Below are 23,162 nucleotides of genomic sequence, written 5' to 3' on the forward strand. Positions count from 1 at the left end.
TTACGACTGCCGCGAAGGCGGACAGACTTTGTGCGGCAGTCTTTACTGCAAATTCAGACCATTAGCGGCCGATGGATTTTTGCCAGATTGCCAGTGTCGCGTCACGATCGTTGGCGCTTTTGGTAAAATCCACAGGGTAGAGAACGTGAGTGAGATCGGCTGGCAGACCCGCCATTTGCGCGGCTTTTGACTGTTCAACGCCAGGGATGGTTACGATCTCTTTGTATTTGGTGTACAGCGCGGCGGCATGGCTGGAAAGTGTCCAGTCAAGGAACCGTTTAGCGTCCGGTTTGTTCTTGGCCGCCGCCATCAGAGCGGAGGCTTCCAACTCATAGCCTGCGCCATCGTTTGGGATCACCATTTTGACGGGGTAGCCTTCTTCAATTGATTGCATGGCGGCGAAAGCCAGTGACACGCCAATGGCATATTCCCCCGTGCGTGCGGCTTTACACGGGCGTGAGCCTGACTTGGTGTATTGGGCGATGTTGCCATCCAGCGACTTCAGAAATGCCCAACCGTTTTGTTCACCTTTAGATTGCAGCAATGCAGCGATTTGCAGGTAACCGGTGCCGGACGACACGGGGTTTGGCATCACAATCTCACCTTTATAGATCGGGTTCGTCAGATCCTGCCAGGAGGCGGGTACCGGAAGATTCTTGGCTTTTAGCGCTTCGGTGTTGACGCAAAAGGCGGCCATATAGCCTGTTGCCGCAAACCACTTGTGATCCGGCGCGCGATAAGTGGCGGCGAGGTTGTCGCTACCTTTGGCATCGTAAGGTTCTAATAATGCAGACAGTCGTGGATCCATCACGCTGGTTACCGCCCAGCCCCAAATGACGTCATGTTGCGGATTTTTGGATTCGGCCAGGATCCGTGGACCAAGGTCACCAGTGGACAAGCGCAGTACGTTAATGGTCAGGTCGGGCAAATCTTTCTTGGCCTGTGCGACGTAATCTTTGATCTCATCTTCTTCCAACGAGGTATAGACCGTGACGGTGCCAGCGTGTGCGGCAGCGTTAACCAGCGTGGCACAGGTGAATGCCGCAAGCAGACTGACGCGGTGAAATAAAGATCGGTTCATAAATGTTCCCCTACGGTTGTGGAAAATGTTGGCATCGGTGTCCCCCTCGTCTCGAACGGAATATCGCTCGTTATGTGCATTTTTGTGTTTATTACGAGTGGTCTAAATTTTTAGCACTAATCGTGCCATTTTCTGATTTGATGATATTTGTTGTTGGAATTTTAAGGTTAATCAATATGTTATTTATTTTTTCTGTGCGTGAGATGACTTAAACAACAAATGGACAGACCGGTGTATTGTTTTTTGTGACGATTTCATTGCACTTTTTTGGCATTTTTGTGCATCAAAAAAGTGCATTTTTTTGTATTTGTGTATTTTATTGCTTTTGGTGTAGGGTGGACATTATCTGAACATGCACGATGCGTTTTACCCCTGTGATATGCCATCGGGCCACAACCTTTGATACAGGAGTCATTATGGCGACACGATCAACCATTATGGATACCAACAGTTTTCGTACTGAACATGCAGATGCGCTGGATGAGGACACCCGTAGACTGACGAATAGGCGCACCCAGGTGCTAGGGGATTCTTACCGTTTGTTCTACCGTAACCCAGTGCATCTGGTGCGCGGTGAGGGGCAATATCTGTGGGATGCTGCTGGGCATAAGTATCTGGATGTCTACAACAATGTCGCCAGTATCGGGCACTGTCACCCTGCGGTCATCGACGCCGTTCACGAGCAAATGCGTCAGCTCAATACCCATACCCGCTATTTGCACGAACGTATTTTGGATTACTCTGCGGATATTCTCAGTACGGTGCCTGCCGCCATCAATAAGGCGATGTACATGTGTACCGGATCGGAGGCCAACGATCTGGCGATTCGCGTGGCTCGCGCTTATAGCGGAGGGACTGGCATTATTGTGAGCCGAGAAGCCTATCACGGGACCAGCGAACTGACGTCCGGTGCGTCGCCTGCGCTCGGAAGTGGGCAGCCTTTGGCGGCGACAACGCGTCTTGTTCCAGCGCCCGATCGCTATCGCGTGAATGCACCCGATTTGGGTGCCTGGTTTGCGCAGCAAATTCAATGTCAAATTGATGATATGGCCGCGAACGGCATCAAATTCGCTGGTCTTCTGGTTGATTCCATTTTTTCTTCGGATGGTGTAATGCCGGGGCCGGCTGGCTATCTGCAACCTGCGATAGAGGTAGTACATGCCAATGGTGGGATTTTCATCGCTGATGAAGTCCAGCCCGGTTTTGCCCGCACGGGCGAACATTTTTGGGGATTTGGCCGGCATGGTATTGTGCCCGATGTCGTGACATTGGGTAAACCGATGGGCAACGGCATACCGGTATCGGCGCTCTTGGCAAAAGCCGATGTGCTGGCGGCATTCAGCGATGACATTCCCTACTTTAATACGTTTGGTGGAAACCCGGTGTCGATGGCGGCAGCACAGGCGGTATTAAACGTTATTCGCGAGGAAGGTTTACAGGAGCATAGCCGTATTGTCGGGGAAAAATTGCAGCGGGAGCTGGCGCTGCTTGCCGATCGCCATGCGTGTATTGGTGATGTGCGCGGGGCAGGGCTGTTTATCGGCTTTGAGCTGGTTCGCGATCGAGAAACAAAAACACCGGATAAAGCGCTGGCGCTGGACGTGGTTGAACAACTTCGCGCTGAACGCGTCCTCACATCGGTTGCCGGTCCGCATGGTAATGTATTGAAGTTGCGCCCGCCATTGGCATTTCAGGAGCATGATATTGACTGGCTGGTCGGGGCGCTCGATCGGGCGTTAAACTTGCAGTCACATCGACGTTAATTTCCCTCAGAGACACATGCGTCGGCAACTGTCGCCGCATGTGTCTCCACGCTGTACGTTTTTCCCCCGTCACCGCCCATCTTGCTTAGGCTGAATGTGAATTATGCGTATCGTCTAGCATTATTCTTGCAGTTTTTATTAAATGAAATCTCAACAAATGCACTATATTACGCGCTGTGCATTTGAGTGCGTCGGTGCGGCAACCTCTATCGGAAGCCTTAGTCGCTTAAGGCAGGGAAGATGTTTTTCACCTTGTCAGAGAAGGGATGTGACCGTCGGAATTTTCAACCTGTCTTGTGCTTCAGCGCGCTGTTCTGACTCTGACGCCTGGATTGACTGGGTCTTTATAACGAATGAAATGGCTTACTTCACTGACTATAGCAATTGGACTTGCCTGTAATCCGGCGTTTGCGCAGGCGTTGACGCCTGTGCCAGCATCAATATCGCCTTCACATCAGCAGCGTGATGCATTCGTCACGGATTTGCTGAAGAAAATGACGTTGGAAGAGAAGATCGGCCAGCTCCGATTGATCAGCGTCGGAACGGATAACCCGAAAGAAGCCATTCGGGAAATGATTAAAAACGGCCAGGTTGGCGCGATTTTTAATACGGTGACCCGCCCAGATATTCGTGCGATGCAGGATCAGGTGATGCAGCTTAGCCGCCTGAAGATCCCCCTGTTTTTTGCCTATGATGTGGTGCACGGCCAGCGCACCATTTTCCCTATCGCTCTGGGGTTAGCCTCCAGTTGGGATATGGACGTGATTGCGAAAAGCGCGCGGGTGGCGGCTTATGAAGCGACAGAAGATGGTCTGAATATGACCTGGGCGCCGATGGTGGATATCACCCGCGATCCGCGCTGGGGTCGCGTGTCGGAAGGCTTCGGTGAAGACACCTGGCTGACCAGTAAAATCGCTGGTGTGGTAGTCAAATCCTTTCAGGGCGATGACGTCACCGGACGCCACTCGCTGATGACCAGCGTCAAACACTACGCGCTTTATGGTGCGGTTGAAGGTGGACGTGACTATAACACCGTGGACATGAGCCCTCAGCGCATGTTCCAGGACTATATGCCGCCTTACAAAGCGGCGATTGATGCTGGCAGCAGCGGCGTGATGGTGGCGCTGAATTCCATCAATGGTACACCGGCCACCTCAAACAGTTGGTTGCTGAAGGATGTGCTACGCGATCAGTGGAATTTCAAAGGCATTACCATTACCGATCACGGTGCGATTAAAGAGCTGATTAAGCATGGCGTTGCCAGCGATCCACGCGATGCGTCACGTCTGGCGCTTAAATCCGGTATCGGGATGAGTATGAGCGACGAATATTTCGTGCGCTATCTGCCTGAGTTGGTGAAAAGTGGTGCGGTGAGCGTGCAGGAGATCGACGATGCCTGCCGTCAGGTTTTGAACGTGAAATACGATATGGGGCTGTTTGAAGATCCGTATCGTCATTTGGGCGTTGCGAGTTCCGATCCGGTGGATACCAATGCGGAAAGCCGCTTACACCGTTTGGATGCACGTGATGTGGCGCGTAAAAGTCTGGTGCTGTTGAAAAACCGTCTGCAAACGCTGCCACTGAAAAAGCAGGGCACGATTGCCGTCGTGGGGCCATTGGCTGACAGCCAGCGCGATACGATGGGAAGCTGGTCTGCTGCGGGCGTCACGAAACAGACGATTACCGTTTATCAGGGCCTGAAGAATGCGGTCGGCGATAAAGCCACGATTCTCTATGCTAAAGGTGCCAACGTCAGTAATCACAAAGGCATCATCGATTTCCTGAATCAGTATGAAGATGCGGTGCAGGTGGATAAACGTCCACCGCAGGTGATGATCGATGAAGCCGTAGAAGCCGCGAAGAAGGCGGATGTGGTGGTTGCGGTTGTCGGTGAGGCTGCGGGGATGGCACATGAGGCATCCAGCCGATCGAATATCGATCTGCCGCAAAGCCAGCGTGACCTGATCGCGGCGCTGAAAGCCACGGGTAAACCGCTGGTGCTGGTGCTGATGAACGGTCGCCCTCTGGCGCTGGTGCGTGAAGATCAACAGGCCGATGCGTTCCTGGAAACCTGGTTCAGCGGCACGGAAGGCGGCAATGCGATCGCCGATGTGCTGTTTGGTGACTATAACCCATCAGGCAAGCTGCCGATGTCCTTCCCGCGTTCTGTCGGGCAGATTCCGATTTATTACAATCACCTGCCGTCAGGCCGTCCTTATACGCCGGAAAACCCGGGTAAATATACTTCTCACTACTATGACGAGGCCAATGGGCCGCTCTATCCATTTGGCTATGGCCTGAGCTATACCATGTTCAGCGTGTCAGACGTGCGTTTGTCCAGTCAGACGATGAAGCGTAACGGAACGATCAACGCCAGCGTAACGGTGAAAAATACCGGCAGTCGTGCTGGTGAAACGGTCGTACAACTGTATCTGCACGATGTGGTGGCTTCCATCAGCCGTCCTCTGAAAGAGTTGCGTGGTTTTGAGAAAGTGATGCTACAACCGGGAGAATCCCGCACGGTCACCTTCACGCTCGATCAGGATGCACTCAAGTTCTACAATGCCCGCATGCAGCAGGTGGTGGAGCCCGGTAAGTTCGACGTGATGATCGGTCTGGATTCACAGCGTGTGAAAAGCGACAGCTTCACCCTGTTATAAATAGGTTAATTCGCCGCCGGAGCTTCCGGCGGCGAATGCACGAAGGGTGATTATCGAAATGCAGTGTGATTGTCGAAATGCAGTGTGATTGTCGAAATAAAACGTGATTACCGGAGAATAAGGTATTGCAGGAGGAAGGTATGCCATTGACCGAAGTGGTGCTGGTTGATGAAAATGACAAGCCAACGGGCGTCATGGAAAAGCAGGAAGCGCACGTAAAAGGCGTGTTGCACCGTGCGATTACTGTCTATATTTTCAACTCTCGCCAGCAGTTGTTATTGCAGCAGCGTGCAGAAGAGAAATATCACAGCGGCGGTTTGTGGAGCAACACCTGTTGCAGCCACCCTGCGCCCGGTGAAGAGACGTTACAGGCAGCGCATCGTCGTTTGTATGAAGAGATGGGGCTACGCTGTGCGCTGACGCCAATGTTTACGCTGACCTATCGCCTGCCGCTGGATAACGGGTTGATTGAGCATGAGTTGGGGCATGTGTATTTTGGCGTGACGGATGATATTCCGAACATCAATCCCGATGAAGTGTCGAGCTATGAGTACCAGTCGTTAGATGAGATAGCAGGGCGGATGGTGGCAACACCTGAGCAGTTTACGGCTTGGTTCCAACTGACTTTCACGCGTATTCCTGAGCACTGGCAAGCGTTCAAATCTGAGCCATCATGCTAGTCTGAACCGCCGCGTTAATTGCCGCGTTTCCGTGCGGCACCGTTCGTGCTGTGGGGAGCACGAGGCAGATCGAAAGCCTCAGCCCGCGTGCTCGATAATAATGTAACCCACCAGCATCATGCCGGACATACCACCTAAGGCGAGAAAGGCAAAGAGACCGATAATGCCGATTTTTTGAAGAGTCATCAGGTTATCCTTTTGTTAATTGCCTCGAATTATAATGCCTTCCGCCCATGAAACAAGGCCGAAACGCTCCGTGTTTTTTAAATACACCTTATTACCAAAATAAAAGCAGCAGGCCGAAAAACAGTAAAATGACGCCAGCACCGCGTTCAATCGGATTAATCCAGCGCGTTAAACGCTGCTGAACTCGCGGACTTGCTATCAGCGCCGCGATGAGCAGATCCCATACCAGAACCACAGAAAACATCCAACTACCGCTCACAACGTGCTGAGAAGGCGTCACATTTTGTCCAAGAATGCTGGTCATCAGGCTGATGTAGAACAGCATATTCTTCGGATTCAACAGCGCAGAACCGAGCCCCAACAAAATTTGTTTACGCAGCGTTGGGCAACGGTTGGACGACGGTTCCGCCTGAAAGGACGGGACAGAGCGGCTTTTTAGTAACTGGTAGCCAATCCAGATCAGGTAAGCCGCTCCGGCTAATTCTATGAGGCTAAACAGCGTGGGCGAATGTTGAATGCCTGCCCAACCGATTGCCGCCAGCAGGATATAAATGCCATTGCCCAACGCGATACCCAGACAGATTCCCGCACTGCCGCGCAATCGGTAGCGAATGGCGTAGGCCGTCAGCAAAAAGAAGTCTGGGCCTGGGCTCAGTAGCGCCACAAAATGTGCCAGCGCCAGCGCAGGAAAATGGGCGGGAAAGAGGGAATCGGCGGAGAAAAGGGAATTGATAAACATCATATTTCTGACCTCGATAAGTAATCGAAGCCAGTCTAGACAAGGTGTTCGGCTATTTATTGTCAAATATTGATCGCGCGTACTGACCCGGTGTTGCTGCGGTGTATTGCACAAACGTTTTGTGGAAATGGCTTTGATCGCAGAAGCCGCTTTGATAGCTGGTATCCACCAGCGGCGTACCTTGTTTGATCAGCGATTTGGCATACTCAATACGCGCATTATTAAGGAATGCCATCGGTGTAATGCCGGTATCGTGACGAAACTGTCGCACGATGGTTTCGCGTCGTAGATTCAGCTCATCCGCCAGCGTTTCCAGTGAAGGGGATTCTTGCAAATTATTCAGCAGACGCTCGCGGACGTGCTGTGTCGTGGTTTGTAACGCCTGATGGGGTAATGCCGGCTCAGGTAGACAATATTGTCGCCAAATGGGCTCCAGCATCGCGTTGAGCTGATTGTCTGCCGACGTGATTTCACCCTGATACAGCAGGGTAACTACGTGCTGATAACGCATAAACAGCGTCGGATCGCGCAGAACAATACAGTTGCAACGTAAGCTATCCGTCTGATAACCACAATGCGTTGCGATCTGGCCGAGGCACCACTCAACATCCAGATAAAGCATGCTGTAGCTGCGCGTTTTCCCTGGAAGCGGGTTACAACTGTGCGGCTGCTGGGGATCGATAAAGATCAGATCGCCAATCTGTAAATGATGCGTTTCGTTGCGGTAATGGCAAAGCGTTTCACCGTATTCGATCGCCCCAATCGAGAATTGCGCATGGCTGTGTGTTTTATAGGCTTGATTGCTGTTGCGCGTAGTGCGGCTTTCAACATGTGGTAATCGTGGCGAAAACCAGTACGATTGGTTAATGGTGTGGACCGAAGACATAATTTACCGAAGCTATGGTTTACCGAAGATCGCGTTTACCGCTCGCGACAAAGACCGTGTTTGATAAAAATACGTGTTTGATAAAAAGAATAGCTTACCCTAATCGCTGGACGAAAGATTGTCGAGGCCGGAATCATCATGTATGTGATATCGGCTGACGTCGCCGAGCGTCTGTGGGACAATGACGGCCAGATTACACAGATATAGAGTATGCATGACGCTGTCCCCCGCAATAAAATTGCAGATTGGTCAATGGTATAAGGCCCTGCAAGAGCAAATCCCGGATTTTATTTCCCGCGTTCCCCAGCGACAGATGATTGCCGAAGTGGCGAAAACGCTGGCGGGTGATTACCCGCGCCATCTGGCTATTGAAGCACCAACCGGCGTCGGGAAAACGCTCTCTTACCTTATTCCGGGGATTGCGGTAGGGCGTGCGGAGGACAAAACGCTGGTGGTCAGTACCGCGAATGTGGCGTTGCAGGATCAGATTTACAGCAAAGATTTGCCGTTGTTGCAGAAATTTATTCCCGAACTGACATTTACCGCCGCATTTGGCCGTCGTCGTTATATTTGCCCGCGCAATCTGGCGATGCTGGCAACCGATCCCGATGCGCAAGGGGATTTACCGCTCTTTCTGGATGATGAACGGGTGTCTGCCAGTAAGGAAGAAGAACGCATCTGTGTAAAGCTTGAAAAAGCGCTGCAAGGCCACGCCTGGGACGGGTTGCGTGACCATTATCAGGATTCGATTGATGATAGCTTGTGGCAGAAATTGTGTACGGACAAAGCAAACTGCCTTGCGCACAACTGTCACTACTACCGCGAGTGTCCCTTCTTCATCGCGCGGCGTGAGATCGAGCAGGCCGATGTGGTCGTCACTAACCATGCGCTGGTGATGGCGGCGATGGAAAGTGAGTCGGTGCTTCCTCCCCCGAAAAATTTACTGCTGGTGCTCGATGAAGGACACCACATTCCCGACGTTGCCCGCGATACGCTGGAGATGTCCGGCGATATTCATCCCGCCTATATGATGGCGCAAATGGAACAACTGGTGCAGCTCGTTGGGCAGTGTATGGCGCAATTCGCGCCTAAATCGCCACCGCGGCTCGCTAACAGTGAACGGTTAACCAGCCATTGTGAGGAAATCCGCGAGTGCGTGCTGTCTTTCTCGCAAATGTGCGCGCTGTTTTTGCCACATGACGGGCAGGAAACCGAATACCGTTTTGCGATGGGAAAAATGCCCGATGAAATGCGTGAACTCTGTGTGCGATTGTTCAAGCTGACCGACACGCTGCGGGCGCTGGTGGAGTACATGCTTAACGATCTCAGCGAAAAAACCGGCAAGCATGATGTAGTGCGGGTCTATCACGCATTGCTGAAAATGAGCCGCCAGCAGAGTTACCTGGAATCTATGAGCAAGCTGTGGCGGCTGGCGGCGATGGAAAAATCCTCTAATGCGCCAGTTTCCAAATGGATAACGCGTGAAATGCGTGATAACCAGTCACATCTTCACCTGCACTGCGCGGGGATCCGCGTCTGCGATCAGCTTGAGAGGCTGTTGTGGGGCAAGGTGTCGCATGTGGTAGTGACCTCGGCAACGCTGCGGTCGTTGAACAGTTTTGCGCGCATACAGGAGCTTTCCGGTCTGAGCGAGCAGGAAGGGGATACGTTTATTGCGCTGGATTCACCGTTCAACCACCGTGAGCAGGGGCGTTTGGTGATCCCTAAGATGCGTCATGAACCGCTGATGGAATCTGAAGCGCAGCATATTGCTGAAATGGCGCAATTTTTCCGGGCAGAATTACAGCAGGATAAGCATAAAGGTATGCTGATGCTGTTTGCCAGCCAGCGTGCCATGCAGCTCTTTCTGACGCAGGTTACCGATTTACGTCTGATGCTGCTGGTGCAGGGAGATAAGCCGCGCTACAGGCTGGTCGAGCTACATCGTCAGCGGGTACAAGAAGGCCAAACCAGCGTGCTGATTGGCTTACAGTCGTTTGCGGAAGGGTTGGATCTGAAAGGGGATCTCCTTTCTCAGGTGCATATCCATAAAATAGCGTTTCCGCCTATCGACAGCCCGGTGATTTTAACGGAAGGCGAATGGCTAAAAAGCCTCAAACGACATCCGTTCATCGTACAAAGCTTACCCAGTGCGTCGTTTAACCTTATCCAACAAGTTGGGCGTCTTATCCGCAGCCATGACTGTTTTGGTGAAATCGTCATTTACGACAGGCGGCTGCTAACCAAAGGCTATGGCGCACAATTGCTGGCGGCACTGCCCGTTTTTCCGATTGAACAGCGGGATATGCCATAACAAATTCCTCTATACCCTAAATAATTCGAGTTTCAGGCAGGCGGCAAGCGAAGGAGTCCCGATGAGCTTACTCAGGTAAGTGATTCGGGCGACTGAACGCGGCCAACGCACAGGTAACTTGAAGTATGACGGGTATATCCGTCCGCCGAATAAGGGGGTAATTAGTCCCTATTTTGCGCTATATTTTTTTATTCTTATTTGTTAGATTTGTCTTGGAACAGCAAGGACGCCGTTAATTCGGGTGACAACTTATGTCATTACGTAGCACGGTTTTATCAACCAAGGACAGGTACGATGATGAAAATGAATGTAATTAATAAAAATTCCTTCCTTTTCAATGATGAGTGCTGTTTGACGCTCACGCCTTTTGCTTTCTCTCTCTACACTGATAATAAAAAATAGTCACCATCACCTTATTATTTATCATTTTATAATAACGAAAATAATTAGCACCTTTTCTGAATTATTTCCTTATGGGGATAATTTTTTTATTTATATTTTTTTTGTGTATAAATAATTTTGGATTAGTTGTATCTCGCCAAGAGAGCATTAGTTTGCGGCGAATGCAAGACTCATGCATGAAGGGATTTAGGATTCTGATCATCCCGATCAGACTTATGGAGAAGAAAAGATGGCTTTACGAGATGACGATACCTCAGTACCTGCATTGCATGCCGCGGGTACGGGGTATAGCGATGTGTACGATCTGTATAATTACCATTCCCGTGGTGAAGGACAGCTTAATGGCAAACCCTCGTTCACCAGCGATCTGGCAGCGAAGGAAATTGTCCGTGACGGCCTGACCTGGAATGGAACGAACGTATTTGGTAAATCCGCTAATTTGACCTATTCGTTCTTACAGAACGTGAAGTCTATCCCTTCTGGCGATCAGGGTTTTGTGAAGTTCAGCGCGGCCCAGGAACATCAAGCCAAACTGTCTCTGCAATCGTGGTCAGATGTCGCTAACCTCACGTTCACCGAGGTTAGCCCCACTCAAAAAGCCACCATCACGTTTGGTAACTACACCCGTGATTCAAGCGGTAAAATGGACTACGGTACTCAGGCTTACGCTTATATGCCGGGTAACCACTCTGCCGCAGGCAGCGCCTGGTTTAACTACAACTCCGAGACGGTGCGTGACCCGACGACGGAATACGGTAAGCAGACGCTGACGCATGAAATCGGTCATGCGCTGGGCCTGAATCACCCTGGTTCTTACAACGCGGGTGAAGGTGACCCAACCTACCGTGATGTGACCTATGCGGAAGATACACGCCAGTTCAGCCTGATGAGCTACTGGAGTGAGCAGAACACCGGAGGTGATTTCCAGTGGCACTATGCCGCAGGCCCGCTGATTGATGACATCACGGCGATCCAATATCTTTACGGTGCAAATATGAACACGCGTACCGGTGACACGGTATACGGTTTCAACTCTAACGCCGATCGTGATTTCTACTCAGCGCATAGTAACAGCGATAAGCTGATCTTCTCCGTTTGGGATGCGGGTGGTAATGATACGTTTGATTTCTCGGGTTACCGAGACGATCAGCGTATCAACCTTACTGAAGGTGGGTTCTCTGATGTTGGCGGCCTGAAAGGTAACGTTTCCATTGCCCACGGTGTTACCATCGAAAACGCCATTGGCGGTTCCGGCAACGATATTATCATCGGTAACGATGCGAATAATATTTTGCAGGGTGGCGCGGGTAATGACGTCATTTACGGTGGCGGCGGTGCAGATATACTGACCGGCGGTGCGGGCAAAGATATTTTTGTCTATGCCAGCGCGAGCGATTCTTCCTATACCTCAGGTTATGACACCATCACGGATTTCCAACGTGGTATAGACAAGATCGACCTGTCAGCGCTGAATCCAAATAAAGATTTGCGTTTTGTCGAAGGGTCTTTCAGTGGGAAAGGCACTGAGGCGATCCTTGACTGGGATGCCAGCAGCAATATCAGCAACCTGTGGTTGCATTTTGAAGGCCAGAGTACGGTAGACTTTTTGGTGGAAATTGTCGGTCGACCATCCGTGGCAACCGATTTTATCGTGTGATATAGCGAGGACGGGGCAACCCGTCCTTTTCTGTTATCAACCTGGGGCCTCTATGAAAAAGTTAATCATCGCGGCGCTGTTAAGTGCAATAGGCGGAGGATGTATGGCAAGTAGTCTGAAATTGCCTTCAGCAAATGAGCTAAGCGGCGTATGGCAATTGCGTGGCGGGGAGCTGCAGTGTGAGGTTGTGCTGCATAATACGCCGTTAGTGGACAGCACCTGGCGTCTTGACGGTGATGCCCAATGTTTAAAAGCGCTGTTATCCGAGGTGCCAGCAGGATGGAGGCCGACGCCGGACGGTATCACGCTGACGAAAGCGCAAGGTCAGACAGTGGCGTTCTTTAGCAAGGAAAAAGAGGGCTATACGCTAATATTGCCTGATGGCGGTACACGCACCATGCACAAACAGCCCTGACAGGAGAGACAAACGCAGTGAGTCAACTAGCAGATAAGGAACGTTCGTTGTTGAGTATACTGCGTCCTTTCCGGCGCAGCTTCTGGAGTATTGGGATTTTTAGCGCTATCGTTAATATCCTGATGCTGTCGCCTTCTCTTTATATGCTTCAGGTTTACGATCGTGTACTGGCCTCGGGGAATGGCACGACGTTGCTGATGCTGACCTTGCTGATTGCCGGGTTGGGAATATTTATGGCGGCGCTTGAATGGGTGCGGAGTCTGGTTGTCGTCCGACTCGGTACACGAATCGATCTGCAATTGAATCAGCAGGTATTTAACGCCGCATTCGAGCGCAATCTGGAAGCTGGCGAGGCAAAAGCGGGGCAGGCGCTGAACGATCTCACGCAACTGCGGCAGTTTATTACGGGCAATTCACTGTTTGCCTTCTTCGATATTCCCTGGTTTCCCTTCTTTTTATTGGTGCTGTTCCTGATCCATCCGGTTCTCGGCCTGCTGGCGTTGGGGGGAACGGTGGTGCTGGTGCTGCTGGCCTGGCTGAATCAGTATCTCACCACGTCGACATTAGAAAAGGCTAGCCACGAGGCACTGCAGGCGACCCATCTTGCGGATACGCAACTGCGTAATGCCGAGGTGATTGAATCGATGGGCATGTTGCCTAATTTACGTCGCCGTTGGCTGGGGCAACACTATCGCTTCATTACGCTGCAAAATTTGGCCAGTGAACGGGCTGCGGTTGTCGGGGCGGCGTCAAAACATTCTCGTATTTTTCTGCAATCGCTGATGCTTGGTGTGGGGGCGCTGTTGGCAATTAAGGGCGAAATCACGCCGGGGATGATGATCGCGGGGTCAATTCTTGTCGGGCGAGTGCTAAGCCCTATCGATCAGCTTATCGGTATTTGGAAACCGCTGAGCAGTGCGCGACAAGCATGGTATCGACTGAATCGAATTATGACCGCTTATCCGCCCAGAACCGAGACAATGGCGTTGCCTGCGCCAGTGGGGCAGCTTAGCGTCGAAAACGTGTTATTGCAGACTCTGCAAGGGGCATCACGATTGCAGGACATCCATTTCTCTCTTCAGGCGGGGGAAACGCTAGCAATTTTGGGCGCATCTGGCTCGGGTAAATCAACACTGGCACGTCTGCTGGTCGCGACGCAAACGCCAACGCGTGGCAAGGTTCGATTGGATGGCGCCGATCTCAGTCAGGTGGATAAAGCAGCGTTTGGTCCGGCAATGGGTTACCTGCCACAGGATGTGCAACTGTTTAAAGGAACGTTAGCGGAAAATATTTCCCGCTTTGGCGAGCATGACGCAGAAAAGATTGTCGCGGCGGCGAAGCTGGCTGGTGTTCACGACATGATCCTTAGTCAGCCGCAGGGATATGACACCCCTCTTGGGGCTGACGGCAACGGGCTGTCGGGCGGGCAGCGGCAGCGTATCGCTCTGGCGCGTGCGGTGTATGGTGACCCCTGCCTACTGGTACTTGATGAGCCAAATTCCAGCCTCGACAGCGAAGGGGAACTTGCGCTGGCGCAGGCGATTACCCATCTTCAGAAGCGGCGGGCGACGGTGGTATTGATTACCCATCGTCCGGCATTAACCACACTGGCGCATAAGATCTTGGTTCTCAATCAAGGCAGGCAACAGCGTTTTGGGCCTGCACGCGACATTTTGAGCGAATTGCAGTCGCGCCGCGCCGCCAACCAGGCGCAAATGACACCTTCTACCGCTGTCCAGCAGTAACAGGGAATGAGAGAAAACAGGGAAAGACATGTCCGCATTTGAATTAAGCGAAGAGAATATGAACCAGAGGGCGCAGCGCGATGAAAAACGTGCGGTACGTCTGGGGTGGCTACTGGTGCTTGCCGGGTTCGGCGGTTTTCTCCTGTGGGCGCTGTTTGCTCCGTTGGATAAGGGCGTCATGGTGAATGGCAGCGTCGTGATTTCTGGTAACCGCAAGGTTGTACAGCACAATCAGGGCGGTATCGTCGATAAAATTCAGGTGAAAGACGGCGACAGGGTTGAGGCTGGACAGATCCTATTAACGCTCAATGAGGTTGATGCGCGTTCGGCGAGTGAAGGGTTGGATGGTCAGTATTTACAGTTGGTCGCGCGTGAAGGCCGACTGCTTGCCGAGCAGCAGCGCCTGGATGACATAGTGATAACGCCACGCTTGCAACCGATACTGGAAAGGCCGGAGGTGAGTGTAATTACGGCATTGCAGCGCGATTTATTGCGCAGTCGTCAGCAGTCGCTCAAGCTTGAAGCGGAGGGGATGCGTACCAGTATCGCGGGCATGGAGGCGTCGCTCAGCGCCCAACGTCAGGTGATGTCCAGTAAGCAGAAACAGCGCGGGACGCTGGAACAACAGTTGGAAGGGTTACGTTCACTGGCAGCAGAGAACTACGTACCGCGCAATAAAATGCTGGAGAATGAGCGTCTGCTGGCGCAGCTTAACGGTGATATCGCGCAACTGGCGGGAGATATTAACCGCACCCGTCATGATATTGAACAGCAAACGCTGTTGATCGCCCAGCGTCAGCAGGAGTACGACAAAGAGGTAAATAGCGAACTGGCAGAGGCACAGGCGTTGTTGAGTGACGTAGGCAGTAAGAAAGAGAAAGCCGATTTCAATCTGGCGAATATACAGATGCGTGCGCCCGTGTCCGGTACGGTGGTCGGGTTGAAAGTGTTTACGGAAGGCGGTGTGATTGCGCCGGGGCAGACGCTTCTGGAGATCGTACCGGACGACCAGCCTTTGCGGGTGGATGCGCATCTTCCCGTTGAGTTAGTCGATAAAGTCTGGCCGGGGCTACCCGTTGAGCTTCAGTTTGTGGCGTTTAATCAAAGCACCACGCCGCGCGTGGCGGGAACCGTCGAACTGCTGTCCGCCGATCGTCTGCTTGATGAGCGGGACGGTTCTCCCTATTACAGCCTGCGAGTGGTGGTGGATGATGAAGGGAAACGTGCGCTGGAAGGGTTGGAGATTAAGCCCGGTATGCCGGTACAAGGATTCATCCGTACCGGAGAGCGGTCGTTCGTCAATTATCTCTTTAAGCCTTTAATGGATCGCCTGCATCTGGCATTAACGGAAGAGTAATCATGCAAAGGATCGCGATAGTTGTGCTGTTGGGCCTGCTTTCTTCGGGTGCTAACGCATTAGGGTTACTTGATGCCTGGGAGTTGGCGCTGCGCAATGACGCACAGTTTCGTGCTGCGGGGTTTGAGCACGCCGCAGGTCAGGAAGAGGAGACGATCGGACGTGCTAACCTGCTCCCCAACCTCCAATATGGCTATAGCGCTAATCGTAGCCATTCTACCGTCACCCAAACGGATAATTTCAACAATAACACGCTAAAACGTGATTACAACAGTTACACGTCGACGCTATCGCTGCGTCAACCGCTGCTGGATTATGCGGCCTGGGCGCGTTATCAACAGGGCGTTGCCCGCACACTGATGGCCGATCAGCGTTTTCGCGATCGTAGTCAGGATCTCATGGTGCGGCTATACAAGGCCTGGAGTAGTGCGCTGTTGGCGCAGGAAAAACTACAACTGTTGGATGCGCAGCAGCGAGCCTATCAGGAACAGTTGACGCTGAATAAACGTCTACTGCTGGCAGGCGAAGGCACGCTAACGGATGTGCGGGAAACGGAAGCGCGTTTTACGCTGACTGAAGCGCAGCGCATTGAACAGCGGGATAATCTGGATTCTGCGATCGTCGATCTGGAGAATATGACGGGTACGACGCTTGATATCACGGCGCTATATCCTCTAACGCTCACGCAACTGCCGTCTACGGAATCAGCCAAGCAGACGCTGGCGCAGTGGCGCGATCTTGCTGTGCAGCACAACGCCAAACTGGCGATGCAGCGAGAAGGGTTGGCGGTCAGCCGTTATGAAATCGAACGCAGTCGCGCTGGTCATTTACCTACGTTGTCGCTGGTGGCATCGTCGCGCAATAGTCGTTCGGAAAGTGAATACAACTACAATCAGAAGTACGACACGCAGAGCGTCGGTTTGCAACTGAATGTCCCGCTTTACTCCGGTGGTTCCGTTTCGGCATCCATGCGGCAAGCGGCGGCAGAATATCAGCAAAGTCAGGCAGAGTTGGACGATCAAACCAAATCCACGCTGGCAGAATTGAAAAAATACTACAATTTGTACAATAACGGATCGGCGAAAATCAACGCTTGGCAAATGACGGCCTCATCGGCACAAGAAGCTGTCAAGGCCACACGATTGAGTGTCGCGGGCGGTGAACGCATTAATCTGGATATTCTGCTGGCCGAACAAGATTGGTATAACGCCCGACGAGAGCTGGCGGAAGCGAAATACAGTTGGCTTCAGGCATGGCTATTACTGCGCTATACGGCTGGTACGCTGAACGAGAAAGATATTCTGGAACTGGCAGCCTGGTTTCAGCCAGCGACGAATTCTTTAGACACTCATAAAGGCATGAGAAACTAAAACAGATGATAAAAATCATACTCGATAAAGGAGTATGATTTTCGCGTGGACGTAAAATTAGCACGAGTTTGGTGTGGATCCTGACGCCTATGTATGGCGAATATAAATGGTTCAATTCTGTGGGATATTGCGCCGTAGCCATACTTAAACTCCTTTAAAATCATCAAATCTCCTCATTTTGCATAATAGCCTCCATTCTTATCAGGAGGCTTTATCGTGAAAAAAATCAAAAAACCACGTCTTACCGGCTGGATCGTGACATCGGCTTTTCTCTTTGCTGTTATCGGGCTGATTTCACCACAACAGCTTCCCGTCACCATCTATAAACTCTCTCTTATCTCACTCGCCGCCGTATTAGGCTATTGGCTGGATCGTTCACTATTTCCTAAAGCTCGCCCCGGTTTATTCCTCGAACAAGGTGATGAACCTGTACCGCGTGGACGCTTTCCCGTTCGGGACGGTCACCACACTGTATTTGCTGCTGCAATGTTACGACGAGCGCTGATTGTGTCAGCCGTTTGCATCGGCGTAGCGATGGGGCTGTGATATGAGACATCTTCTTATCACTCTGCTTCTTAGTCCCCTGTTTTTTAGCGCTACGGTCTGTGCTGACACGGTCCCCCGTGCTGCGCAGGCGTACCGCAGCGATGTGATCCGCAGCGCACGGCTGGATTGGGGCATGAATGCCCCGATTGCGGATTTTGCGGCGCAACTGCATCAGGAAAGTGGTTGGAATCCACGGGCTGTTTCGCCCGTTGGTGCGCAGGGGCTGGCGCAGTTTATGCCGACAACCGCTAACTGGTTTAGCGGTATTGTTCCTGAACTTCACGCTAATCAGCCGTTTAACCCCGCTTGGGCTATCCGTGCGCTGACGGGCTACGATCGCTGGCTGTGGACGCGAATCAGTGCCAGTAATGACTGTGAACGCATGGCAATGACCTTATCGTCCTACAACGGCGGACTTGGCTGGCTACAGCGTGATAAGCAACGAGCGAAAATCGCCGACAAGGATGTACTTCGCTGGTTCGATCATGTGGAAACCGTCAATGCTGGACGCAGCGCCGCCAACTGGCGCGAGAACCGCCATTATCCCGATCGTATCTTGCATCAGTTGGCACCACGCTATCTGGGCTGGGGGAGGGCGACTTGTGTGGAATAGTCTGTTTTTCAATAGCCTGAAATCCCTTTTCTCGCCGCGCGTGGTCGCTGTCCTGCTTGCCGTTGTGCTGCTACTTGCGGTCTATCTGACCGGCCGTAATCAGGGCTACCAGTTGGCGCAAGCACTGGGGGACGCCGTGTTGGCTAAGCAATTGGCGGCGTTCAATTTGCTCCAGCAGCAACAGGCCGAAACCCAGAATCAGCTATTACGTGCGGCGGCAGAGCAATACCAGCAACAGGTAGAGCGTGGGAATCAACTCGAACAGCGCTATGTGACAGCGCGTCAAAAACTGGCGGCGGATAACGCTGCCCTGCAACGGAAAATCGACCATGTTACTCAGCAATATATTGACGAGAAAGGCAAAGTTCAGCCTATGCAGTGCGTGTTTACTCGTGGCTTCGTGCAGTACTACAACGCCGCGTTCGGTCTGTCCGCCAACGATGCCTCAGACATTACCGCCGCTACCCGCCGCACTGGCGCAGCGTCCGGTTTCGGCGCAACCGCTGACACCGAATTACAGCCTTCAGGCGTCTCCCAGCGCGATATTCTCGCCAACATCAGCGACAACGGAGAGCGCTATCAAGCATTAAGTACGCAGGTTAATGCGTTGCTGGATTACATCGAAGCGTTACAACAGACAGGGGAGGTAACACGTGAAAATTGAAGTGGAGTTTTGGTCGTTGGTTGGCCTGCTGCTGTCGTTCATGAGCTTCTTGTTTGCCGCTGGGCGGATTTTACTCACCCAGATTGAAAAGCGACTGAACGAGCGTTTTGCTGCACTGGAAAGCGCTCGCCAAAAGAGTGAGCAAGGGTGGACGCGACTGGAGCGCGAATTTCTGGAGTTTCGTGCTGATTTACCGCTGATTTACGTGCGCCGCGAGGACTACATCCGTGGTCAGACGGTAATTGAAGCCAAACTGGATGCACTTTACAACAAGCTGGAGTTAGTGCAGCAACGGTATTCGGGAGGCAATCATGGCTGATACGCAGGGTATCCGACAGGAGTCGATGCGCTGGCATTTGCTCATCGCATTAAATAAAACGCGTCCTTATACTGCGAATGAAATGTTCCTGCTAGCCGTGATGCAGCGACTGTATGCCGATGCATCAGAGCCGGAGCTACGTCAGGCGCTGGATTATCTGGCCGATCGCAAGATGGCAGTATTGACCAAAGAGATAGGAGGCGTCTGGCTGGCAAATCTCACCCGTCTTGGGGTTGATGTCGTGGAATATGCGGTTGACTGTATGGTTGGTATCGCCCGGCCGGAAAAATACTGGGATCGGTAATTCCGTAACGTTTGGTTTTTCTTCTGCACTTCCTCTTTATCGGTGTCCTCATCTTCCTTTACGCCAGCACAGTTGTGTTGGCGTTTTTTTTATCTAAATAATTTTATATTTCATGTGATTAGACGTTTTTATCAATAAAAAACTCGCTGTTTTTTTCTAAAACAGATTAAAAGCCGCCGCCAACCGTTATCCGGATACTAGCGCCATCAAAACAGGCCACGACCAACACAGCGGGTGAACGGATATGAATACCAAACCAATTATCGATGCAGTGATAGCCCGCCTCCAACAGTACTTGCCCGCACGTCGGATCGCGTCCTGTCCAGAAAACATTCTGATCGGGCCAGACTACCTGACACCTGGCGATGTACTGGTGGGATATCGCGGCTCCGAGTTTTCCGCGCCGGAAGACGTGGATTCTCCGGTTCAGACGCAGCGCCCCCAACTGATGGTTGCCGTGCTGCTGCCGGAGCTGGATGGCGAAGATGGCGTACTTGCCACGCTCGATACCATTCGTCAGGCGCTGGGTGGATACCGACTGTCTGACTGTCATCGTGGTATCCGGTTAGTACGTGACCGCTACGTGGGTTACACCGGAGGTCGTTGGCATTACGCCATCGATTGCACCACAGAAACCCTTTTTATCGAAGACCGCGAGCAGGCGGATGGTCCGCTGCTTACCACGGTTAATTATGAGGAGAAAGACGCATGAAATACCGCTACACCGGTCCCGCCAGCGGCGTCACGCTGGCAGATGGTCAGGAAATTCTGCTTTGGCCCGCTCAGGTGACTGAACTGCCAGCAGATCATGAGTATGTGAAAACGCTGATCGCGCTGGGCTATTTGCTGCCTGTCGCGAGTCAGAATCTGGCTGATAGCGCAACGGAGGTGACCCTTGGCCGCTAATTATTTACACGGTGTAGAAACGATTGAAGTTGAAACCGGTGCTCGTCCGGTAAAAACCGTCAAGTCGGCGGTAATTGGGTTGATTGGTACGGCACCGCAGGGAGCGGTAAATGATGTCACACTGTGTCTGTCGGAAAAAGACGCGGCGCAGTTTGGTAGCCAGTTCGGCGGTTATACCATCCCGCAGGCGCTGGATGCGATTTACGATCATGGTGCAGGCACCGTACTGGTGATCAACGTGCTGGATCCGGCGAAACATAAGTCCTCAGTGAATGCAGAGAAAGTCACGTTTGATAAAGTGACCGGTACGGCGCAATTGGCGAACCGTGTGATCACTCAGTTGATACTGACGGCTGCAGAAGGCGGCGAGCCGTTTGTTGAAGGTCAGGACTATACGTTGGATACGCAAACCGGCGTACTGAAAAACCTGGGTAAAAATATCGATGTTGCGGCTGTAGTCAGTGCGTCTTATGACTTTGCTGATATTACGAAAGTGACCGCTGCCGACATCATCGGCAGCATCAACGCCGCGGGCAAACGCACCGGCATGAAGCTGCTGAACGATACCTACAACCTGTACGGCTTCTTTGCCAAAATTCTGATTTCTCCGGTGTTCTGTACGCAAAATAGCGTAACGACCGAGCTGATCTCACTGGCGGACAAACTGGGCGCGATTGCCTATATCGATGCGCCAATCGGTACCACCTTTGCGCAGGCGCTGAGTGGCCGTGGCCCGGAAGGCACGATCAATTTCAACACTAGCTCTGAACGTGCTCGTCTGTGTTATCCACACGTAAAAGTGTACGACGCGGAAACCAACAGTGAACGTTTGGAGCCGCTGTCGGCGCGTGCCGCGGGTCTGCGTGCCAAAGTCGATCTGGAGAAAGGTTTCTGGTGGTCATCATCCAATCAGGAAATCAAAGGGATTACCGGCGTAGAGCGCCAGTTGTCCGCAATGATTGACGATCCGCAGAGCGAAGTGAATCTGCTGAACGAGCAGGGCATCAGCACCATTTTCAACAGCTATGGTTCCGGCCTGCGCCTGTGGGGCAACCGCACCGCAGCCTGGCCAACCGTGACGCATATGAAGAACTTTGAAAACGTGCGTCGTACTGGTGATGTGATTAACGAATCTATCCGCTACTTCAGCCAGCAGTACATCGACATGCCGATCAATCAAGCGTTGATCGATGCGCTGGTGGAATCGGTTAACGCCTACGGCCGCAAGCTGATCGGTGACGGCGCGCTGCTGGGCTTCAAATGTTGGTTCGATGCCGCTCGTAACGAGCAAACCGAGCTGGCGGCAGGGCACCTGCTGCTTAACTACAAATTCACTCCGCCGCCGCCGCTTGAGCGTCTGACCTTTGAGACGGAGATCACTTCGGAATACTTGGTAACGCTGGAGGGCACTAACTGATGGCCGGGAAAATTGAAGTAAACCGTATTACCAACGCCAACATCTACATCAACGGTACCAACCTGCTGGGACGTGCGCAGGAAATCAAACTGCCGGATGTCTCTATGATCATGCAGGAGCACAAGGCTCTGGGTATGGTTGGCAAGATCGAACTGCCTGCGGGTTTCGACAAGCTGGAAGGCGAGATCAAATGGAACTCCTTCTACCGCGAAGCGATGCTGGCAGCGGCGAATCCGTATCAATCGCTGGCGTTGCAGTGCCGCTCCAGCGTGGAACGTTACGGCTCTCAGGGCCGTATCGAAGAAGTGCCGCTGGTAACGTACATGACCATCATGTTCAAAAAGAATCCGTTGGGAACGTTTAAACAGCACGAAAACCCGGATTTCAGCAGCGCGTTCAACTGCACCTACATCAAGCAAGTCATGAACGGTGAAGACCTGCTGGAGCTGGATTACATGTCCAACATCTTCATGGTGGGCGGCGTGGATCAACTGAACAGCTACCGCGCCAATATCGGCGGTTAATTCAGTCGTTATTGATAACGGTTGGTAAGAAAGGGGCGAAAGCCCCTTTCTTATGCCTGCCATTTGCGTTTTCTAATTCGCTTTAAAATCGTTATTCCTCGCTACACGCGATACTGCTCCCGACATTTACTAAGGAGCTGTTATGCACACCGAAACTTATTCTCTGCAATTCCCTTATACCACCTCTGCTGGCCAATGTGTGGAGTCCATTTCGCTCAAGCGTTTGAAAGTAAAAGACATCAAAGCAGTGAAAAAAATCAGCAATGATCCAAGCCACTGGGATGATGCGCTGCTGTCGCGCATGACCGGTCTGGTGCCGGAAGACATCGATGAGATGGATGCGCAGGACTACATGGCGCTGCAAAAACGATTTCAACAGCTACTTGGGTTGGATAACGCAGCCAGCGCTGCTGTGGAAAGCGCAAGCTCTGCTGGCGAGGTGGTTTCGCTTTCAGCCGAGTGAGATTGATGCGCTGGAACTGGACGATTTTGAACATTGGCTGGATGAGGCCAGCGAACAGATAAAACGTGAGAACGGTGAGGAAGACTGATTATTGACAGGAGTCATTAGGCCACCATTCACCATGACCCGGCCAGCGACAGGACGCTGGCCG

24 protein-coding genes are annotated in these 23,162 nt (G+C 52.2%); 20 read left to right on the plus strand and 4 right to left on the minus strand.

Features of this window, described 5'->3' with window-relative positions; all coding sequences use genetic code 11:
* Positions 1 to 61: 61 nt before the first annotated feature.
* Positions 62 to 1,081, minus strand: coding sequence for an ABC transporter substrate-binding protein (locus A7983_RS16255; protein ID WP_005972761.1), 1,020 nt, complete (start codon positions 1,079 to 1,081; stop codon positions 62 to 64).
* Between the two features lie 416 nt (positions 1,082 to 1,497).
* Here A7983_RS16255 and A7983_RS16260 point away from each other — a divergent pair, with 416 nt between their 5' ends.
* The 3 genes from A7983_RS16260 to idi all read left to right on the plus strand — a co-directional run bounded on the left by A7983_RS16260 (position 1,498) and on the right by idi (position 6,184).
* Positions 1,498 to 2,844 (plus strand): aspartate aminotransferase family protein, encoded by a 1,347-nt coding sequence (locus A7983_RS16260; RefSeq protein WP_005972759.1) that lies wholly within the window; start codon positions 1,498 to 1,500, stop codon positions 2,842 to 2,844.
* 353 nt (positions 2,845 to 3,197) lie between these two features.
* Positions 3,198 to 5,504, plus strand: coding sequence for a beta-glucosidase BglX (gene bglX / locus A7983_RS16265; RefSeq protein WP_005972757.1), 2,307 nt, complete (start codon positions 3,198 to 3,200; stop codon positions 5,502 to 5,504).
* A 140-nt stretch (positions 5,505 to 5,644) separates the two neighbouring features.
* Complete coding sequence (gene idi, locus A7983_RS16270) at positions 5,645 to 6,184, plus strand: isopentenyl-diphosphate Delta-isomerase (RefSeq protein WP_005972755.1); 540 nt, start codon at positions 5,645 to 5,647, stop codon at positions 6,182 to 6,184.
* 78 nt (positions 6,185 to 6,262) lie between these two features.
* Here idi and A7983_RS24940 read toward each other — a convergent pair whose 3' ends face one another.
* The 3 genes from A7983_RS24940 to A7983_RS16280 form a co-directional block, all read right to left on the minus strand.
* Positions 6,263 to 6,370 carry a hypothetical protein gene (locus A7983_RS24940; RefSeq protein WP_005972753.1) on the minus strand — a complete coding sequence of 36 codons (108 nt, stop codon included), beginning with the start codon at positions 6,368 to 6,370 and terminating at the stop codon, positions 6,263 to 6,265.
* A gap of 91 nt (positions 6,371 to 6,461) precedes the next feature.
* Positions 6,462 to 7,109 carry a LysE family translocator gene (locus tag A7983_RS16275; protein ID WP_039477416.1) on the minus strand — a complete coding sequence of 216 codons (648 nt, stop codon included), beginning with the start codon at positions 7,107 to 7,109 and terminating at the stop codon, positions 6,462 to 6,464.
* 52 nt (positions 7,110 to 7,161) lie between these two features.
* Positions 7,162 to 7,995 carry a helix-turn-helix domain-containing protein gene (locus A7983_RS16280; RefSeq protein WP_005972749.1) on the minus strand — a complete coding sequence of 278 codons (834 nt, stop codon included), beginning with the start codon at positions 7,993 to 7,995 and terminating at the stop codon, positions 7,162 to 7,164.
* 214 nt (positions 7,996 to 8,209) lie between these two features.
* Between A7983_RS16280 and dinG the strand changes: the two genes are divergently transcribed.
* The 17 genes from dinG (at position 8,210) to A7983_RS24760 (ending at position 23,099) form a co-directional block, all read left to right on the plus strand.
* Entirely contained in the window at positions 8,210 to 10,309 is a 2,100-nt protein-coding gene (gene dinG, locus A7983_RS16285) for an ATP-dependent DNA helicase DinG (protein WP_005972747.1), read from the plus strand.
* A 631-nt stretch (positions 10,310 to 10,940) separates the two neighbouring features.
* Complete coding sequence (locus A7983_RS16290) at positions 10,941 to 12,368, plus strand: serralysin family metalloprotease (RefSeq protein ID WP_005972743.1); 1,428 nt, start codon at positions 10,941 to 10,943, stop codon at positions 12,366 to 12,368.
* A 103-nt stretch (positions 12,369 to 12,471) separates the two neighbouring features.
* Entirely contained in the window at positions 12,472 to 12,783 is a 312-nt protein-coding gene (locus A7983_RS16295) for a protease inhibitor Inh/omp19 family protein (protein ID WP_005972741.1), read from the plus strand.
* A gap of 17 nt (positions 12,784 to 12,800) precedes the next feature.
* The gene (locus A7983_RS16300; RefSeq protein WP_005972740.1) at positions 12,801 to 14,528 is read left to right on the plus strand and encodes a type I secretion system permease/ATPase; all 1,728 of its coding nucleotides are present in this window, start codon (positions 12,801 to 12,803) and stop codon (positions 14,526 to 14,528) included.
* A gap of 28 nt (positions 14,529 to 14,556) precedes the next feature.
* Positions 14,557 to 15,885 (plus strand): HlyD family type I secretion periplasmic adaptor subunit, encoded by a 1,329-nt coding sequence (locus A7983_RS16305; RefSeq protein ID WP_005972738.1) that lies wholly within the window; start codon positions 14,557 to 14,559, stop codon positions 15,883 to 15,885.
* Positions 15,886 to 15,887: 2 nt separating this feature from the next.
* Positions 15,888 to 17,255 (plus strand): TolC family outer membrane protein, encoded by a 1,368-nt coding sequence (locus A7983_RS16310; RefSeq protein WP_005972736.1) that lies wholly within the window; start codon positions 15,888 to 15,890, stop codon positions 17,253 to 17,255.
* 216 nt (positions 17,256 to 17,471) lie between these two features.
* Entirely contained in the window at positions 17,472 to 17,801 is a 330-nt protein-coding gene (locus A7983_RS16315) for a putative holin (RefSeq protein ID WP_005972732.1), read from the plus strand.
* 1 nt (position 17,802) lies between these two features.
* Positions 17,803 to 18,414 (plus strand): transglycosylase SLT domain-containing protein, encoded by a 612-nt coding sequence (locus tag A7983_RS16320; RefSeq protein ID WP_005972729.1) that lies wholly within the window; start codon positions 17,803 to 17,805, stop codon positions 18,412 to 18,414.
* The gene (locus A7983_RS16325) at positions 18,404 to 19,078 is read left to right on the plus strand and encodes a hypothetical protein (protein ID WP_005972727.1); all 675 of its coding nucleotides are present in this window, start codon (positions 18,404 to 18,406) and stop codon (positions 19,076 to 19,078) included. The genes A7983_RS16320 and A7983_RS16325 overlap by 11 nt, the downstream gene beginning before the upstream one ends.
* The gene (locus A7983_RS16330) at positions 19,068 to 19,397 is read left to right on the plus strand and encodes a hypothetical protein (RefSeq protein ID WP_005972725.1); all 330 of its coding nucleotides are present in this window, start codon (positions 19,068 to 19,070) and stop codon (positions 19,395 to 19,397) included. The genes A7983_RS16325 and A7983_RS16330 overlap by 11 nt, the downstream gene beginning before the upstream one ends.
* Positions 19,390 to 19,701 (plus strand): hypothetical protein, encoded by a 312-nt coding sequence (locus A7983_RS16335; RefSeq protein ID WP_005972723.1) that lies wholly within the window; start codon positions 19,390 to 19,392, stop codon positions 19,699 to 19,701. Before A7983_RS16330 ends, A7983_RS16335 begins: the two co-directional genes overlap by 8 nt.
* A 244-nt stretch (positions 19,702 to 19,945) precedes the next feature.
* On the plus strand, positions 19,946 to 20,413 hold the full coding sequence (locus A7983_RS16340; RefSeq protein WP_005972720.1) for a Gp37 family protein: 468 nt from the start codon (positions 19,946 to 19,948) through the stop codon (positions 20,411 to 20,413).
* Complete coding sequence (locus tag A7983_RS16345; RefSeq protein WP_005972718.1) at positions 20,410 to 20,607, plus strand: hypothetical protein; 198 nt, start codon at positions 20,410 to 20,412, stop codon at positions 20,605 to 20,607. Before A7983_RS16340 ends, A7983_RS16345 begins: the two co-directional genes overlap by 4 nt.
* A complete protein-coding gene (locus A7983_RS16350) occupies positions 20,597 to 22,024 on the plus strand; it encodes a phage tail sheath subtilisin-like domain-containing protein (RefSeq protein WP_005972716.1) in 1,428 nt (475 codons plus the stop codon). Before A7983_RS16345 ends, A7983_RS16350 begins: the two co-directional genes overlap by 11 nt.
* Positions 22,024 to 22,548 carry a phage major tail tube protein gene (locus A7983_RS16355; protein ID WP_005972713.1) on the plus strand — a complete coding sequence of 175 codons (525 nt, stop codon included), beginning with the start codon at positions 22,024 to 22,026 and terminating at the stop codon, positions 22,546 to 22,548. The genes A7983_RS16350 and A7983_RS16355 overlap by 1 nt, the downstream gene beginning before the upstream one ends.
* Positions 22,549 to 22,690: 142 nt before the next feature.
* The gene (locus A7983_RS16360; RefSeq protein ID WP_005972711.1) at positions 22,691 to 23,011 is read left to right on the plus strand and encodes a phage tail assembly protein; all 321 of its coding nucleotides are present in this window, start codon (positions 22,691 to 22,693) and stop codon (positions 23,009 to 23,011) included.
* Complete coding sequence (locus tag A7983_RS24760; protein ID WP_086002476.1) at positions 22,956 to 23,099, plus strand: GpE family phage tail protein; 144 nt, start codon at positions 22,956 to 22,958, stop codon at positions 23,097 to 23,099. The genes A7983_RS16360 and A7983_RS24760 overlap by 56 nt, the downstream gene beginning before the upstream one ends.
* Positions 23,100 to 23,162 lie beyond the last annotated feature (63 nt).

The organism is Pectobacterium wasabiae CFBP 3304, assembly GCF_001742185.1.
GTDB lineage: Bacteria > Pseudomonadota > Gammaproteobacteria > Enterobacterales > Enterobacteriaceae > Pectobacterium > Pectobacterium wasabiae.